Here is a 15,195-nt window from a genome sequence, read left to right on the forward strand (position 1 = left end):
CAGCTATGATGATACCTGTCCGGTGTTTCACCTGCGGCAACGTCGTCGGCGAACACTGGGACGAGTTCAAATCGCGCGCCCGCGAGGGCGACGAGGACCCCGGCAAGGTGCTGGACGAACTCGGCGTCGAGCGACACTGCTGCCGACGGATGATGGTGTCGCACAAGGACCTCGTCGACGTCGTCGCCCCCTACCAATGAGCGAGAACGTCCACTACAACCGGTACGAGAAGGCCCGCATCCTCGGCGCGCGAGCGCTGCAGGTGTCCTACGGCGCGCCGGTACTGATCGACACCGACCAGTCGGAGCCGATCTTAGTCGCCGCCGAAGAGTACGACGCCGGCGTTCTGCCCTTCACCGTCAACCGCGAGGGCAACTGAGATGACGCGTATCACGAACGTCTCGCTCCGTCGGATCCTCGACTCCCGCGGCAACGCGACCGTCGAGGCCGACGTCCTGACCGAATCCGGCGGCTTCGGCCGTGCTGCGGCCCCCAGCGGGGCGAGCACTGGCGAGTACGAGGCCATCGAACTCCCGCCGAGCGAGGCCATCGCCGCCGCCCGGGAGCACGCGATCCCCCGGCTGGTCGGCGAGGTCTTCGCCGGCAACCAGCGGGACGTCGATGCCGCCTTACACGCCGCCGACGGCACCGGGAACTTCTCGGAGGTCGGCGCCAACAGCGCTGTCGCCATCTCGATGGCGGCCGCGAAGGCCGGCGCCGACGTGCTCGGTGCGCCGCTGTACCAGCATCTCGGCGGCACCTTCCGCGGCGAGTCGTTCCCGACGCCGCTCGGGAACGTCGTCGGCGGCGGTGAACACGCCAAAGAGGCGACCCACATCCAGGAGTTCCTCGCCGCGCCGGTCGGCGCGCCGAACGTCTCCGAGGCCGTCTTCGCGAACGCGGCCGTCCACGCACGCATCTCCGAGCTCCTCGACGACCGCGGCGTGCCCGCGGCGAAGGGAGACGAGGGGGCGTGGGCGCCGCCGATCTCCGACGCCGAGGCCTTCGAGGTCGTCGACGAGGCCGTCGGCGACGTCGCCGACGAACTCGGCTTCGAGATCAGCTTCGGCCTGGATATGGCCGCCGCGGAGCTGTACGACGCAGAAGCGGACGGCTACGTCTACGGCGACGACGTGAAATCGACCGCCGAACAGGTCGACTACGTCGCCGAGATGGTCGCGGAGTACGACCTCGCTTACGTCGAGGATCCCCTCGACGAGGACGACTACGAGGGCTTCGCGGAACTGACAGCGCGGGTCGGCGACCGGACGCTGATCTGCGGCGACGACCTCTTCGTGACGAACGTCGAGCGCCTGCAGGCCGGCATCGACGCCGGCGCCGGCAACGCGATCCTCGTCAAGCCCAACCAGATCGGCACGCTGTCGGACGCCTTCGACGCGATCGAACTGGCGACCGAGAACGGCTACGAGACGGTCATCTCCCACCGTTCGGGCGAGACGGAGGACACGACGATCGCACACCTTGCTGTCGCCACCGACGCCGGCTTCATCAAGACCGGCACGGTGGGCGGCGAGCGAACCGCCAAACTCAACGAACTCATCCGCATCGCGGACGACGCAGTATGACAGACAACGACAACGACGCGGTCGAAGTCGTCGACGACGACTCGGAGGCCGAAACGGCGGCCGACGACGACGTCGAAGCGACGACCGAGGCCAACGCCGAACCGACCGAACCGGTCGCCGAGGCCGCCGAAGACGAGGTCGCCGCCGACGACGGCGCGGCCGGAGACGAGGCTGCCGAGGCCGAACAGACAGAGGAATCGGGCCCGACGTTCGACGAGAACGTGATGCCCGACGAGGAGGCCGACCTCCTCATCCCCGTCGAGGACTACCTCTCGGCGGGGGTCCACATCGGGACCCAGCAGAAAACCAAGGACATGGAGCGGTTCATCCACCGCGTCCGCGACGACGGGCTGTACGTCCTAGACGTCAGTCAGACCGACTCGCGGATCCGGACGGCCGCGGACTTCCTCGCGAACTACAACCCCGAGCAGATCCTGGTGACGAGTTCGCGGCAGTACGGCCGCTTCCCGGCGACGAAGTTCGCCGACGCGGTCGGCGCCCGCGCCCGCACCGGCCGATTCATCCCGGGGACGCTGACGAATCCCGACTACGACGGCTACATCGAGCCGGACGTCGTCGTCGTCACCGACCCGATCGGTGACGCCCAGGCGGTCAAGGAGGCAATCACGGTCGGCATCCCGGTCATCGCGATGTGCGACTCGAACAACCAGACCAGCAACGTCGACCTTGTCGTCCCGACGAACAACAAGGGGCGCCGGGCGCTGTCGGTCGTCTACTGGCTCCTGGCGAACGAGACGCTCGACCGCCGCGGCAGCGACACCGTCTACGCCCTCGAAGACTTCGAGGACGAGATCTAACCGTTTCGACGCTCGACGCTTTTCGGTCCTGTCACTGTCCGCGAGCAGCAGCGCCCGCACGTGTTTGTACCGGCGGCCACAGGCTGTCGAATCGGCCTGCCGCCTGCCAATATCGTTATTCGCGTCTGCCTCATAGCGGGTAGTATGCCCGAACTGCTCGATCAACTCACCGTCGACGAGCTCGCGACGGCGATCGACGCCGATGAGGACCTTACCGTGATCGACACCCGCCCCCCGGAGAGCTTCGACGCCTGGCACCTCCCGGGCGCCGTGAATATTCCGTACCACCCGATGGAGGGGCTGGGAGACGGTCACGACTGGGCGGACGTCGAGGCGATCGTCTCGGCGGGCCCGACAGCGATCATCTGCGGGAAGGGCCTTTCCTCGACGTCGTTCGGCTTCGAGCTCGGCAGTCGGGGACAGGACGTCACAGTCGTCAAGGGCGGAATGGAAGACTGGAGCAAACTGTACGACGTCGTCGAGATCGAGACCGAGGGCGATCTGTTCCTCGCGCAGCTACAGCGGCGCGCGAAGGGCTGTCTCGGCTACGTCGTCGGCGACCGCGCCGCGGGGAAGGCTCTCGTCGTCGACCCGACGCGCCAGTCCCACGAGTTCGAACTCGTCGCTGCCGACGCCGGGATGGTGGTCGACGGCGTCGTCGACACTCACATTCACGCCGATCACCTCTCCGGCGGGCGCACGCTCGCAGATCGGTGTGACGTGCCGTACTATCTGAGCGAAACCGCCGAAGAGCGCGGGGTCGCCTACGAGTACGAACCGGTCGCGGACGGCGAGACGCTCTCCGTCGGCGACGTCGACGTCGAGGTCCTCGCCGCACCGGGCCACACTACCGACCTCGTGAACCTCCTGGTCGACGGGCGGTACCTCCTGTCGGCGGATGCGCTGTTCACCGAATCGGTCGGCCGGACCGAACTGGAGTTCGGGGAGGGTGGCGCCGAACAGGGTGGCGAACTGCTCTATGAGACGCTCCACGACCGCTATGCGCCGCTCGGAGACGACATCGTCGTGCTTCCCGGCCACGTGTCCGTCGACGCCGAGGGACGGTTCGGCGCGGGAAAATCGGGCGAACTCATCGCTGCGACACTGGGAGAGCTCCGGAGGGAACTCGAACTGTTCTCCCTCGATCGCCCCGCGTTCGTCGAGCGGGTAGCCGGGCAGACGAGCGAGAAGCCGCCGAACTACGAGGTCGTCATCGACGTTAACCGCGGTATACTCGATGTCAAGGAGGACGAGGCGACCGGCCTGGAACTCGGGCCGAACAACTGCGCGGTGTAGCGGCGGCGATCGACCAGTCTATCCACGCCGGAACAAGGGTTTTGCGCGCCCGTCCCCAGATACGCGTATGAACCTCTTTCGGAGCGTGCAGGCGATCGCGGGTGCGTCCAGCGGCAACGACGCGTCGGCGTACATCGACTGGCCGGCCGTCGCGACGGCCGCCAAGAGCGCGACGGACCCCGGATCGCTGGATCTGACGCCCGCTGAAAAGGAGGGCTACGCAGCGGACGTCCGCGACGCGCGGACCCGACTCCGCTCGGTGGGCGGCGTCGAGTTCGACGTCCCGAACGCGATCGAGGTGCAGAACCGCCACCACTGGATCGACTCGAACATCACCACCTTCCGACGCGTGATGCGCCCGCTTGAGTCGAACATCGAGGTCGCCTTCCCGGCCGCAACGCGTGTGCTCAACACCGGATCCATGTCGTTTATGCTCTCGTTTCTGGCCTCGCACGTCCTCGGGCAGTACGATCCGCTCCTCTTAGCCGACGGCGACGAGGACCACGAACTCTACTTCGTCCACCCCAACATCGTCGACGCCGCGACGGAACTCGACGTCGACTACCCGCGGTTTCGGCGCTGGATCGCCTTCCACGAGGTCGCCCACGCCGCCGAGTTCGGCGCCGCCCCGTGGCTGCCCGAGCACCTGGAATCCCGGATGGAAGACGGCCTTGAGTCGCTCACGAGCGGCACGTTCGACCGCGAGGCGTTCCGCGACCTCGACGTGGCGATGACCGCCGTCGAGGGGTACGCCGAGATGCTGATGGACAGGGCATTCGACGAGGAGTACGCCGACCTGCGCGCGAAACTCGACGCGCGGCGGCGCGGCGGCGGCCCGGTAGCGCGAATCGCGCGGCGGTTGCTCGGTCTAGGGCTGAAGCGGCGGCAGTACGAGCGCGGCGCGCGCTTCTTCGGGACGGTCGCGGACCGCCGCGGCGTCGCGGCGGCGGCCGCCGTCTGGGACAAGCCGGCGAACCTGCCGACCGAGGCGGAACTGGACGATCCCGCGCGGTGGCTCAGCCGGGTCGATCCGTAGCCTGTATTCCACGCGGCTGCTCGCCCGGGTCGATCCGTAGCCTGTATTCCACGCGGCGGGTCGCCCGACTCGAACCGTAGGCTGTATTCCACGCGGCGGCCGACCGCCAACCGTCATACTCTTTCGCTCCGGGTGAGTACGGCCGGGTACGTATGCGCGTCAGAGACTGGCAGGACATCCTCGCGGACGTGACCGACGCCGACGTCGACCCGGACGGCTGGCGGGCCGTCGCGGGCGACAGACGCGGCGGACTCGGCGAGGACCTCTATCTCGGTCACCCGAACGCTGGCGTGTACGCGCTGAAGACGTACACGAAGAACCCCTCCGAACTCCGCGGCGTCGGCGCGCGGGTCGCCCGGCGGATCGACGAGGACCTCGAACCGCTGTTACCGCACGAAGACCGCGACGACCCCGGCCGCTTCGCCGTCCAGTCGCCGCCGGAGGACGAAGAGCACGCCGAGACGATGGCCACGCGTCTCGAAGAGACCGTGAAGGTCCACGCCGAGGCGCCGACGACGCCCGACGACTTCTTCGAGGACGTGATGGACGCACTGGACAGTCCCGCGTTCGGCCCGATGGAGTACGAGTTCGACGGCCGGCCCGACCGGCTGGAGGACCTCTCCGAGGAGTTCGCCGACGCGGACGAACTGCTCTCGAAAGACCTCGACGACCTGGTCGAGTCCGACGGCGTCGACCGCGGGTTCCAGTGAGCCCCTGCTCTCCTCGCGCCGGCCACAGCGGAGGGATCTGAGTGGTCGGACCGAGTATGACCGACGCCGAGCGCGACGTGGCGAGCCGTCGGCTCAAGGCCAGTTTCGTCGCACTGGTGGCTGTCTCGGGCGGCTTGATCGCGCTCCAGGCCGGCGGGTCGCCCGTGATCATCGCCGTCGGTGTCGCGGGCGGCCTCGTGCTCGGGTGGGTACTCCTGTGGTTCCTGCTGCGGTGGTGGGCGGAGTTCCTGCCGGCTCCGGACACCGGCGATCGTCGCGACCGATAGCGTCTTACCGCACGAACGGCAGGTACGCCACGTGCAACTGCGCGGCCGCATCGTCGACGTCGGTGACGAACGCGAGGTGGACACGAAGTACGGTTCGCGGTCGCTCGCGGAGGTGTCGGTCCGGCCGGACGGGGAATCCGACATCGAAGCGTCTGGCGCGGCGACGTGCCGACTCACGCTGTGGGGGAAGTGGACCCATACCGTCGAACACGCCGAGGCAGGGATGGAACTGGTCGCCACCGAGATCGAGGAGTCGGAGTACCAGGGAGAGACGACCTACTCGACCACGGGCGATTCCTTCGTCGTCCTCGAACCCGGCTTCCTCGTCGACGTGACCGACATCCGCTCGTGGGTGCAGTGCCCGCGGATGTACTACCTGAACAAACTGTCGGGGATCCCGCTGAACTACCCCGTCGTCAAGGGGACCATCGTCCACGAGGTGTTCGGCGACCTCCTCCGCGACCGCGACCTGGAGACGGCGATCGACGACCGGGTGCGCGAGGCGGGCCTGGAACTCGGACTCCTGGGCCGCGAAGCCGCCGAGGTGCGCGACGAGGTGCGCCGCAACGCCGCGGCGATCGAAGGGTGGCTCAATCAGGGAACACTCACCGAGGAGGACGCCTGGCGCTCGGAGTACACGCTGATCTCGCCGACGTTCGGGATCAAGGGCCGCGCCGACGCGCTGCGCCGCGGGATGCCGGTCGAACTCAAGACCGGGAAGAACACGAAACGTGAGCCACGCTTCCAGGACAAGATCCAGGCGGCCGCCTACGCGCTGGTGCTCTCGGAACGCGGCGTGCCCGCCGACACCGGCACCCTCCTGTACACCAAGAACACCGCCCTCGAACGGACCGAGGAGACGGGCGACCTCTCGCCCGCGAAGGAGTTCTCCATCGGCGACGGCCTGCTCCAGTTCGTCGTCAGACAACGGAACGAGATCGCCGCGATGGAGTTCGAGACCGACGTCCCGACGGGCTACGAGGCCGACGCCCGCTGTGAGTACTGCTTCGAGCAGGACACCTGTATGGTCGTCTCCGGACGCCTCGACCAGGAGTCGAAGGCGGGACAGATCGGCGACGCGGTCCCCGAACCGGAGCGGAGGTACTTCGACCGCTTCTACCGCGCCATCGAGGCCGAGCGGCGGGCGGTGCACGCCGAGTACCGCAAACTCTGGGAGCAGTCAGCCGAAGAACGCGCCGACGACGACCGTGCGCTGCTCGACCTCGAACCGATCGGCCGGCGCGAACTCGACGACGGTCGGTGGGAACTGCGCGCCGAGAAGTCCGACGACGCCGTCTCGAAGCTCCGAGCGGGGGACGTCGCGCTGGCGAGCGACGGCGATCCGGTCTCCGGACACGCTGAACTCTGCCGCATCGTCGAACTCGGCTCGGAAGTCGTCGTCACCGCCGACGAACCCCTCTCGGTCCGTCGGCTCGACGTCTACCCCTCCGAGATCGGGGTCGACCGGATGCTCACCGCGCTCCACGACTTCGTGCTGAAGGGCGATCCCGACCGCAAGGACGTTCTGTTCGGCCGACGGGAGCCCGCGTTCGCGGATCGAGCAGCGGCGGGTGCTGACAACGGCAACGAAGGCGACGGAGACGACGAAAGTGCCGAATCTTTCATCGACAACAACGACGCACAGGACCGAGCAGTACGCCTCGCGATCGACGCGGAGGATTTCGCGCTCGTCCACGGGCCGCCCGGGACGGGGAAGACGTATACGATCGCACAGATCGTCAGCGAACTCGTCGACCGCGGGGACCGCGTGCTCCTGTCTGCGTTCACCAACCGCGCGGTCGACAACGCCTTGGAGTCGATCCGCGAAGCGGGCGTCGACGACGTGGTCCGCGTCGGCACCGAGAACGGTATCCGCGAGGATATGCTCGACGTCCGGCTGGAAAAGGACGGCGAGCCGAACGAACGCGCCGCGGCGCTGCGCGAGGCGCCGGTCGTCGCCGCCACCACCGCCACCTGCGGCTCGCGGGTGATGCGCGAGGACTCTTTCGACGTCGCGCTGGTCGACGAGGCTTCGCAGTTGACGGAGCCGGGTACGCTCGCCGCCGTCGCGCTCGCCGATCGGTTCGTCCTCGTCGGCGACCACCAGCAGCTCCCGCCGGTCGTGCAGGCAGGCGGGAACGCTGGAGGCGCCGAAGAGACGACAGCCGGAGGGACCGACTCGGATACGGCTGCCGGCGGCGATTCGCCGGCCGAGGACGGGTCGGGCCCCGGATCCACGTTACAGACCTCGCTGTTCGAGCGGCTGATCGAGACCTACCCGGAGGCGTCGGTCCTGCTCGACCGCCAGTACCGGATGGCCCAGCGCATTCAGGCCTTCTCGTCGCAGGAGTTCTACGACGGCGCGCTCCGCCCGGCGAACGGCGCGGTCGCGGCACAGCGGCTCTCGGACCTCGGCGCCGACGAGGCCGCCCTGCCGCCGGAACTCCGCGATCCCGTCGCGTTCGTCGATCCCGGCGGCGAACGGGTCGGCAACACGAATCCGATGGAGGCCGACCAGGTGGCCGAGGTTGTCGACGCATACCTCGCGGCGGGCGTCGACCCCGACGACATCGGCGTGATCGCCCCGTTCCGGGCGCAGGTGGCCGAGATAGCCCGTCGCGTCGACGTCACCGTCGACACGGTCGACCGCTTCCAGGGCTCCGCGAAGGAGGTGATCGTGGTATCGTTCGTCGCGACCGGTTCGCTGGACGGCCCGCTCTTCGAGGACTACCGGCGCGTGAACGTCGCGCTCACCCGCGCGAAGAAGGCGCTCGCGCTCGTCGGCGACGCCGACGCGCTCGCCTCCGAGCCGTTCTACGAACGGCTGCTCTCGTGGGCGCAGCGGTCAGGCTAGTCGCCGGTCAGGGAATCCTCGACGAGGGCGTCGATGTCGGCCTGGACGGCGTCCAGTGCTTCGATGGTCGTCCGGTTGTACTCTCGCTTGCTGACGTCTACGTGTTCGGGAACGATCTCGTGGGCCGCCATCGAGAGCTCCGCGAGCCGTCGACCCGAATCCGAGGCCTCGTAGGTCGGCAACGAGAGTTGCGAGACGACCGTCTTCGAGAGGCCGGATTTCCCGCCGTCGGTGAGCCCATCGAGACACCGCTGGTAGGGCGTCGAGTTCAGGAGCGCACAGAGGAAGTGCGCCTCGTACTCGTCGTCCGTCGGGATGAACATACAGTGGTCGCCCGGGATCACCGGTTTCTCGCCGAGGTCGTCGTCTTCGACGGTCGAGACGACCGCGAAGTGCGGTTTATAGCCGAGCCGACACCAGGCCACCTTGTACGGCGACCACGTGTAGGGGCCGAGTCCGAAGAGGTTGTAGAACGTTCCCGACTCCAGCCACGACGACGACCGGGCTTCGAGGGCCGCCCTGTTTGCTTCGAGGTAGTCGTAGGTCGCCGGCGTCTCCCGCCGCAGTTCGGCTGCGTTGTCCTCGTTGGCCGAAGACAGCGGAACCAGATGGAGGTCGTGGCCGAACAGGCCGTACTTGACGATGTGTTTCGATCGGAGGTACGGGTAGACGTGGTCCGGTTCCAGGTCGTCGAGTCGCTCGCGGTCGACGCTGAACACCTCTTTGGCGTCGTCCTTCAGCCCGTGGCGGATCCGGTGGTCGCACTCGCCGAGCGCGCGGTCTTCCGCGTCCGCTCTGACCCACGAGGAGGCCGGATCGTCACTCACCGGAACGAACGCCGTCTCCTCGCAGTCGGACGTCGCTCGGAGCGCGTCGACGGTGGCGTAGTCGGGGCTCCCGCCGCGACTCGTCCACGCCGTCACCGGAATCGGGAACGAGGTGTCGGTGCCGGAATTCAGCGTGTACACGGCAGCGCCGACGTCGACGTCGTGTCCGAAGGGACGCAAGTCTGTGAAATCGTGGACGTGCCGCACGGCGACCGGGCGGTCGCCGACGCGGCCGGTCCGGAACAGCCGACCGGCCGGTCCCTTGGTCAGCCCCCGCTTCAGCACGAACGCGGCGTCGCCGTCGTTCGCAAGGTAGCGCTGGATGCACGCCCAGACGAACGGGACGGAGACGTCGTCGTTTGCGTGCCCGAGTCTGGCCTCGACACCCGATTGCTGGAGGAGACCCAGCCGCTCGACGTACGTCTCCCGCCACGCGTCGCGGACTGACTCGGTGAGCGCCCCCCACGTGAGCCACGGGGGGTTCCCGACGAGGTGGTCGACAGTGAGATCGATCGGTCGACCCCCCAGATCCAGCGTGTCGTTACGCGTCAGTCCGAGGGCGTCCGTCAGAAATACGGGGAGTTCGACCTCATCGACGTCGCCTTCTGCCAGGAGCGGGAGCAACGCGCCGAGGTAGGACAACTTCGCGCCCCTGACTGCCACGGGATTGAGGTCGATCCCGAACACTGTGTCGGTGATCGCATCGACGGCGGCCGCCGGCCGCTCGTCCGCGAGTGCCCCCCGCTTTGCGGCGACACAGACAGCGAGGAACGCACCCGAGCCACAGCCCGGATCCAGCACGGTTTCGGCGGGGCCGGGATCGAGTTCGGCGATCGCCAGTTCCGCCACACCCCGCGGCGTGTAGTACTCCCCAAGGTGACGCCTGAGTTCGGCCGAAATGACCTGCTCGTAGAGCGTGCGGAGGAACGCCGGTCCCAGGTTCCCGGGGCCGACTGCGTCGAGGAAGGCGTCGGCTGCGTCGTCGATCGCGTCGGATCCGACAATCTGCTCGTGCAGGCTTCGGAAGTCGACGGCGAGGGCGTCGGTGTTGTCACCCGGCTCGGGATTGACGAGGCGGAAGTCGAACCGCCGCTCCAGCGACCGGATGAGGCTGTCGACGACGTAATCGTAGTACAGCGAGTCGACGAACAGCCGTTCCCGCGGCCGCTCGACGTCGACGTCCCCGAAGACGTCGCCGTGGCTGTCGACGAAGAGCCGTTCCCACTCCCGCTTTGCCGCCTGTAGAGTGTCATCGTCGGCCAGTCGCTCCGCGACGGTCGACGTGTAGCGCTCGTAGCGAGCGCTGTCCGTTCCCCAGGCAGCGACCTCGGAGGCGTAGCCTGCCATCGTGGACTTCCGTTCGGGTATCCCCTTCCCCGCGTCGCTTAGTATCTTCGGCATCCGGTGGGTGTGGAGCGCCCGTCAGGAAGCGACGACTACTGGTCACTCAGTAATCAGTATCAGTCGTCGCCATCCGCATCGATCGCCGCCTGCACGCGGGCGTGGAACTCCTGCAGGACCGCGCTCTCGTCTTCGGCGAGGACGACGTCGCTATCCAGCAACGTCGCGAGGCCGAAGGCCCGCGGCGTCGGCGAGTCCACGCGGTGAGTGACGACCTCGACCTCGCCGCGGCCGATCGCCGCGAGGGCGTCTTCGATCGCCGCCACGTCGAGTTTGTCCTCGACGATCTCGCGGTAGGTCTCCTCGATCACCGCGAAGTCGTCTAGGTCCTCGGCGAGCGAGAGGAGCATCTCCGCGGAGACCTGCTGTTCGGCCGCCGACTTCTCGTAGCCCTTGTACCGTTTCAGGATCATCAGCGCACGGGTGGCGTTGATCCGGAAGTACCGCTTCAGGAGGTCCGTTCCATCGAGGGCGTCCCGCAGTTCCGCGCGTACCGAGTCGGGGTCGAGATCCCGGAGGACGGCGCCGACGTCGACCTTGCGGTTCAGCGGCATCGACAGCGAGAAGCCGTTGTCCGCGACGGCGATCTGGACGTTCGCGTTCGAGCGGTTCGCACACCGGACGGCGACGAGCCGCGAGAGCCCGTCGTTGAACCGTCGGCCGTACGTGGAGTGGACGTAGAAGTGCCGGCGGTACGTCTCCCGGTCGAGTTCCTCCTCGACGACGAACCGGCCCTCGGTGGCGACGCTCTCCGGCCCGGCGTAGCGACACTGTTCGTCGAAGAGGCGCGTGATCGCGCGGACGGCGTGCTCGTCGATCGGGAAGGTCCGAAGCCACTCGCGGACGGCGGGCGAGCCCCCAGCATCGAGCCGATCGAGGAGTTCCCGTTGAAAAGTGGCGATCTCCCGGCCGAGATCGTACGACAGGGGCAGGCGTTCGGAGAACCAGGAGGGGACGGTCGCCCGCGCGGACGTCCGATCGACGTAGACTTTCGACCCGCGTCTGTACCGGTAAGCAAAGCGCTCCCCGCCGAGTACGAACACGTCGCCCTCCTCTAAGGTATCGAGGTAATTCTCGTCGAGGGTCCCGACCCACTCGTCGCCCTGCCGAGTGATGACCTCGCAGGTGAACGAGTCGGGGATCGTCCCGATGTTCGTCATATAGATGACGCGCGCCATCCGGCCGCGCTTGCCGACGAGCGGTTCGCCCACGTCGAACTCCGCGTAGTGGTGCTCGCCGTCAGGTGGGTCGTTGGTGTCGCGCCAGATCTTCGCGTAGACGTTCTGTTCTTCGAGTCCGTCGTAGTCGGCGGTGAGATAGCGGAGCAGCCGCTCCCAGTCGTCGTCGCCGTAGTTCCGGTACGGGTAAGCCCGCCGCAGCGTCTCCCGGACGTCGGCCTCGCGCCGCACGGCGTTGATCGCCATCCCGTAGACGTGCTGGGCGGCGACGTCGTGGGGCTTTTCGGGCATGAACACGCGGTCGACGAAGCCCTCTTCTGCCTTCTGCAGCATCACCGCACACTCGACGAGTTCGTCGCGGTCGAGCGCGATCACGCGCCCCTCGACCGTCTGTCCGAGGCTGTGGCCCGCGCGGCCGACCCGCTGGAGGAGCGCGGCGACCGACTTGGGTGACCCGACCTGGACGACCAGGTCCAGATGCGGCATATCGATCCCGAGTTCCAGGCTCGTCGACGTCGTCACCACGTCGAGGCTTCCCTCCTTGAGACCCTCCTCGACGTCCTGGCGGCGCTCCTTCGAGAGACTGCCGTGGTGACACCCGGAGTTCGAGTCGTCGTAGGCGTCGAAGCGCTCGCGGAGGTTCTCCAGAACGCGCTCGGCGCCGGACCGGGAGTTCGTGAACACGAGGGTGTTCCGGTGCTCCCCGACGAGTTCGTGCAGGCGGTCGTAGAAGCCCGCCTGCACCTCCGCGCGCGGCGTGTGAATCAGGTCGTCGGTCGGAGACTCCAACTGGAGATCGAAATCGCGGGCGAAACGCGTGTCGACGACCTCACACTCACGTGGGTCGCCTCCGTCGTCGCGGCCGACGAGGAAGTCTGCGATTCCGTCGATCGGTTCGACCGTCGCCGAGCAGCCGATCCGCGTGGGGGAGGTTTCAGCGAGATCCTCCAGGCGTTCGAGCGAGACCGAGAGGTGAGTTCCCCGCTTGTTCGCCGCGAGGCTGTGTATCTCGTCGACGATCACGTACTCGACGGAGCGGAGTTTCTCGCGGAACTTCGGGGCGTTCAGCAGGATCGCGAGCGTCTCCGGCGTCGTGTTGAGGATGTGTGGCGTCTGTTCGAGCATCTTCTGGCGCGCCGCCGAGTCGGTGTCGCCGTGGCGGATCGCGTGCCGGACGTCGACGTCCGCACCCCGTTCGTCGAGGCGCTCGCGGATCCCCGACAGCGGGACCGTGAGGTTGCGGTGGATGTCGTTCGCGAGGGACTTCAGCGGCGAGACATACAGGCAGTACACCGAATTTTTCAGCCCGTCCTCCCGCTCTCGCCCACGAGCGAAGAGATCGTTGAGAATGGCGGAGAAGGAGGCTAGCGTTTTCCCCGACCCCGTCGGCGCACAGACCAGCGCGTTCCGACCTTCGTCGATGAGAGGGATCGCCCCGCGCTGGGGCGGCGTGAAGAAGCCGCCGTTCTGCTCGACGTACCGACCGAACTCGTCGACCCACCACTCCCTAACTGACGGTTCTAACCGTTCGAGGACGTCGCCGTCGGCGATCTCGACGGTGTCGGGGTCGAAATCAAACGGACCGCTCGCCCCGGCCTCGGAAGCGCCCTCGTCTGCGCTGCTCGCGCCCGTGGTCTCGTTGCGATCGGGGGCCGCGTCGTCGACGCTCTCGGCGCTGTCGACGGCGGCGGCGACCCGCCTGAGCAGTTCGCGCCCGCTCTCCGGCATCGTGTGAGGGTTGGACCGCAGGAGTAAGTGGGTTCTCCCCGAGCGCTCCGGCTCTCAGATGTGACAGCAAACTCGGACGGAGGTTTATATACGATCCCGCGGCCAGCGACCGTGTGACCTGAGAACGGCCCCGCGCCGGGCAGCGGTTGTTCGGCACGTCGGCGTGGGGACCACCGCGAACGCGTCTCTCGTGCCGACTGTTCGCTCACTCGGATTCGAGAACGTCGTCCCGAACGCCTATCGGCCACCGCACCGTAGCGGCCGTCGATGCGCCTGACTTTCCTCGGCACCGGAACCGCGATGCCCCTCCCCGACCGCGTGCAGGCGGGACTCCTGCTCGAACGGGACGACAGACGGCTCCTCGTCGACTGCGGTAGCGGCGTGCTCCACCGACTCGCCGGCACCGATGTCGGCTACGAGGGCGTCTCGACAGTGCTGCTGACCCACCACCATCTCGACCACGTCGCGGATCTGCTCCCTCTCCTGAAAGCGCGGTGGCTGGCCGGTGAGGAACACCTCGAAGTGGTCGGTCCCGGTGGAACGAAATCCCTGATCGACGGCCTGCTCGACGTCCACGAGTACCTCGACGGTCGCGTGGACCTGAGCGTCCGGGAGGTCGGCCCGACCGAGTTCTCCGTGGCCGGGTTCGACGTCTCCGCGACCGAGATGCAACACTCGATGGACTGTCTCGCCTACCGCTTCGCCGGGGCAGACGACTCGGAGGGCGACATCGTCTTCTCGGGCGACGGCCAGGCGTCGGCGTCGCTCACGAACTTCGCCGACGGCGCGGCCGTGCTCGCACACGACTGCTCCTTCCCCGACGGCGTCGACGTCGAGACGCATCCATCGCCGTCGGAACTCGGGGCGGTTCTGGCGGGGAAGGACATCGGTCGCGTCTACCTGACACACTTGTATCCGCCCACGGAAGGTCGCCACGAGGAGATGCTGGATTCGATCAGCGAACACTACGACGGGGAGGTGCGGTTCGCCCGCGACGGACTGCGTCTCGAGGTCTGAGCGCCGTTACTCCTCCGGCGGTTCCAGTTCCACGAGCGTCAGGTCCCGGTCGAGGTAACAGAACTCGTGCGGCGGGTCGCCCTTTACTTCCGCGATCCGGTACTCCGTCTCGAAGTCGGCACCGGCCGGGACACAGTACTCGTGGCTCGGACACTCCGTGTGCGGACACGGGCCTTCGAGGCTCACCTTGCTGCCCGCGTAGGCGCCCTGCGAGGAGACGTTGGCGGCGATCGACGCCGGATCGACCTCGACTGCGCGGACGCCTGTGTCGTGGACGGCACAGTCGAGCAACTGACCGCTCTCCCGGACCTCCGTCACCTCGTAGCGGACGCCCTCCGAGAGATTCAGACACTGCTTGCGATAGGGACAGCCCTCACACGCCGTCGACTCGCCCTCGTAGACGAACTCCGTCCCCGGGGACGCGAGCCGATCGCCGATGAGCGTGACCTGGGACATC

The 15,195-nt window shown here is 67.6% G+C and carries 13 protein-coding genes; 10 read left to right on the forward strand and 3 right to left on the reverse strand.

All coding sequences use genetic code 11. From position 1 onward, the window contains the following. Positions 1-5: 5 nt before the first annotated feature. From RJT48_RS07380 to RJT48_RS07420, 9 genes are all read left to right on the forward strand, one after another. On the forward strand, positions 6-200 hold the full coding sequence (locus RJT48_RS07380; protein WP_311171626.1) for a DNA-directed RNA polymerase subunit N: 195 nt from the start codon (positions 6-8) through the stop codon (positions 198-200). Further along, complete coding sequence (locus RJT48_RS07385; RefSeq protein ID WP_311171627.1) at positions 197-379, forward strand: DNA-directed RNA polymerase subunit K; 183 nt, start codon at positions 197-199, stop codon at positions 377-379. The genes RJT48_RS07380 and RJT48_RS07385 overlap by 4 nt, the downstream gene beginning before the upstream one ends. Position 380: 1 nt before the next feature. Continuing rightward, a complete protein-coding gene (gene eno, locus RJT48_RS07390; protein ID WP_311171628.1) occupies positions 381-1,586 on the forward strand; it encodes a phosphopyruvate hydratase in 1,206 nt (401 codons plus the stop codon). Then, the gene (rpsB, locus tag RJT48_RS07395; RefSeq protein WP_311171629.1) at positions 1,583-2,404 is read left to right on the forward strand and encodes a 30S ribosomal protein S2; all 822 of its coding nucleotides are present in this window, start codon (positions 1,583-1,585) and stop codon (positions 2,402-2,404) included. The genes eno and rpsB overlap by 4 nt, the downstream gene beginning before the upstream one ends. Positions 2,405-2,548: 144 nt before the next feature. Then, positions 2,549-3,700, forward strand: coding sequence for an MBL fold metallo-hydrolase (locus RJT48_RS07400; protein WP_311171630.1), 1,152 nt, complete (start codon positions 2,549-2,551; stop codon positions 3,698-3,700). Positions 3,701-3,767: 67 nt separating this feature from the next. Beyond that, entirely contained in the window at positions 3,768-4,736 is a 969-nt protein-coding gene (locus RJT48_RS07405) for a zinc-dependent metalloprotease (RefSeq protein WP_311171631.1), read from the forward strand. 152 nt (positions 4,737-4,888) lie between these two features. Beyond that, positions 4,889-5,446 (forward strand): hypothetical protein, encoded by a 558-nt coding sequence (locus tag RJT48_RS07410; RefSeq protein ID WP_311171632.1) that lies wholly within the window; start codon positions 4,889-4,891, stop codon positions 5,444-5,446. Positions 5,447-5,502: 56 nt separating this feature from the next. Then, positions 5,503-5,733 (forward strand): hypothetical protein, encoded by a 231-nt coding sequence (locus tag RJT48_RS07415; RefSeq protein ID WP_311171634.1) that lies wholly within the window; start codon positions 5,503-5,505, stop codon positions 5,731-5,733. Positions 5,734-5,764: 31 nt separating this feature from the next. Beyond that, positions 5,765-8,587 (forward strand): AAA domain-containing protein, encoded by a 2,823-nt coding sequence (locus tag RJT48_RS07420; protein ID WP_311171635.1) that lies wholly within the window; start codon positions 5,765-5,767, stop codon positions 8,585-8,587. Here the strand turns inward: RJT48_RS07420 and RJT48_RS07425 are convergent. Both RJT48_RS07425 and RJT48_RS07430 read right to left on the reverse strand, forming a co-directional pair. Continuing rightward, positions 8,584-10,815, reverse strand: coding sequence for an N-6 DNA methylase (locus RJT48_RS07425; protein WP_311171636.1), 2,232 nt, complete (start codon positions 10,813-10,815; stop codon positions 8,584-8,586). The two genes, RJT48_RS07420 and RJT48_RS07425, sit on opposite strands and share 4 nt — an antisense overlap. A gap of 59 nt (positions 10,816-10,874) precedes the next feature. Further along, positions 10,875-13,721 (reverse strand): ATP-dependent helicase, encoded by a 2,847-nt coding sequence (locus RJT48_RS07430; protein ID WP_311171637.1) that lies wholly within the window; start codon positions 13,719-13,721, stop codon positions 10,875-10,877. A 267-nt stretch (positions 13,722-13,988) separates the two neighbouring features. Between RJT48_RS07430 and RJT48_RS07435 the strand changes: the two genes are divergently transcribed. Then, positions 13,989-14,738 (forward strand): MBL fold metallo-hydrolase, encoded by a 750-nt coding sequence (locus RJT48_RS07435; RefSeq protein ID WP_311171638.1) that lies wholly within the window; start codon positions 13,989-13,991, stop codon positions 14,736-14,738. A 6-nt stretch (positions 14,739-14,744) separates the two neighbouring features. Here the strand turns inward: RJT48_RS07435 and RJT48_RS07440 are convergent, their stop codons facing one another. Further along, positions 14,745-15,194, reverse strand: a complete 450-nt coding sequence (locus RJT48_RS07440) for a UPF0179 family protein (protein ID WP_311171639.1) — start codon at positions 15,192-15,194, stop codon at positions 14,745-14,747. Position 15,195 lies beyond the last annotated feature (1 nt).

It is taken from the genome of Halobellus ordinarius, assembly GCF_031823395.1.
Taxonomy (GTDB): Archaea; Halobacteriota; Halobacteria; order Halobacteriales; family Haloferacaceae; genus Haloquadratum; species Haloquadratum ordinarius.

Excerpts from the sequence above, each read along its gene's own strand:
- RJT48_RS07400 (WP_311171630.1), top strand. The coding sequence starts at position 2,549 with ATGCCCGAACTGCTCGATCAACTCACCGTCGACGAGCTCGCGACGGCG.
- RJT48_RS07385 (WP_311171627.1), top strand. The coding sequence starts at position 197 with ATGAGCGAGAACGTCCACTACAACCGGTACGAGAAGGCCCGCATCCTC.
- RJT48_RS07415 (WP_311171634.1), top strand. The coding sequence starts at position 5,503 with ATGACCGACGCCGAGCGCGACGTGGCGAGCCGTCGGCTCAAGGCCAGT.
- RJT48_RS07410 (WP_311171632.1), top strand. The coding sequence starts at position 4,889 with ATGCGCGTCAGAGACTGGCAGGACATCCTCGCGGACGTGACCGACGCC.
- RJT48_RS07440 (WP_311171639.1), bottom strand. The coding sequence starts at position 15,194 with ATGTCCCAGGTCACGCTCATCGGCGATCGGCTCGCGTCCCCGGGGACG.
- RJT48_RS07430 (WP_311171637.1), bottom strand. The coding sequence starts at position 13,721 with ATGCCGGAGAGCGGGCGCGAACTGCTCAGGCGGGTCGCCGCCGCCGTC.
- rpsB (WP_311171629.1), top strand. The coding sequence starts at position 1,583 with ATGACAGACAACGACAACGACGCGGTCGAAGTCGTCGACGACGACTCG.
- RJT48_RS07425 (WP_311171636.1), bottom strand. The coding sequence starts at position 10,815 with ATGCCGAAGATACTAAGCGACGCGGGGAAGGGGATACCCGAACGGAAG.
- eno (WP_311171628.1), top strand. The coding sequence starts at position 381 with ATGACGCGTATCACGAACGTCTCGCTCCGTCGGATCCTCGACTCCCGC.
- RJT48_RS07405 (WP_311171631.1), top strand. The coding sequence starts at position 3,768 with ATGAACCTCTTTCGGAGCGTGCAGGCGATCGCGGGTGCGTCCAGCGGC.
- RJT48_RS07380 (WP_311171626.1), top strand. The coding sequence starts at position 6 with ATGATGATACCTGTCCGGTGTTTCACCTGCGGCAACGTCGTCGGCGAA.
- RJT48_RS07435 (WP_311171638.1), top strand. The coding sequence starts at position 13,989 with ATGCGCCTGACTTTCCTCGGCACCGGAACCGCGATGCCCCTCCCCGAC.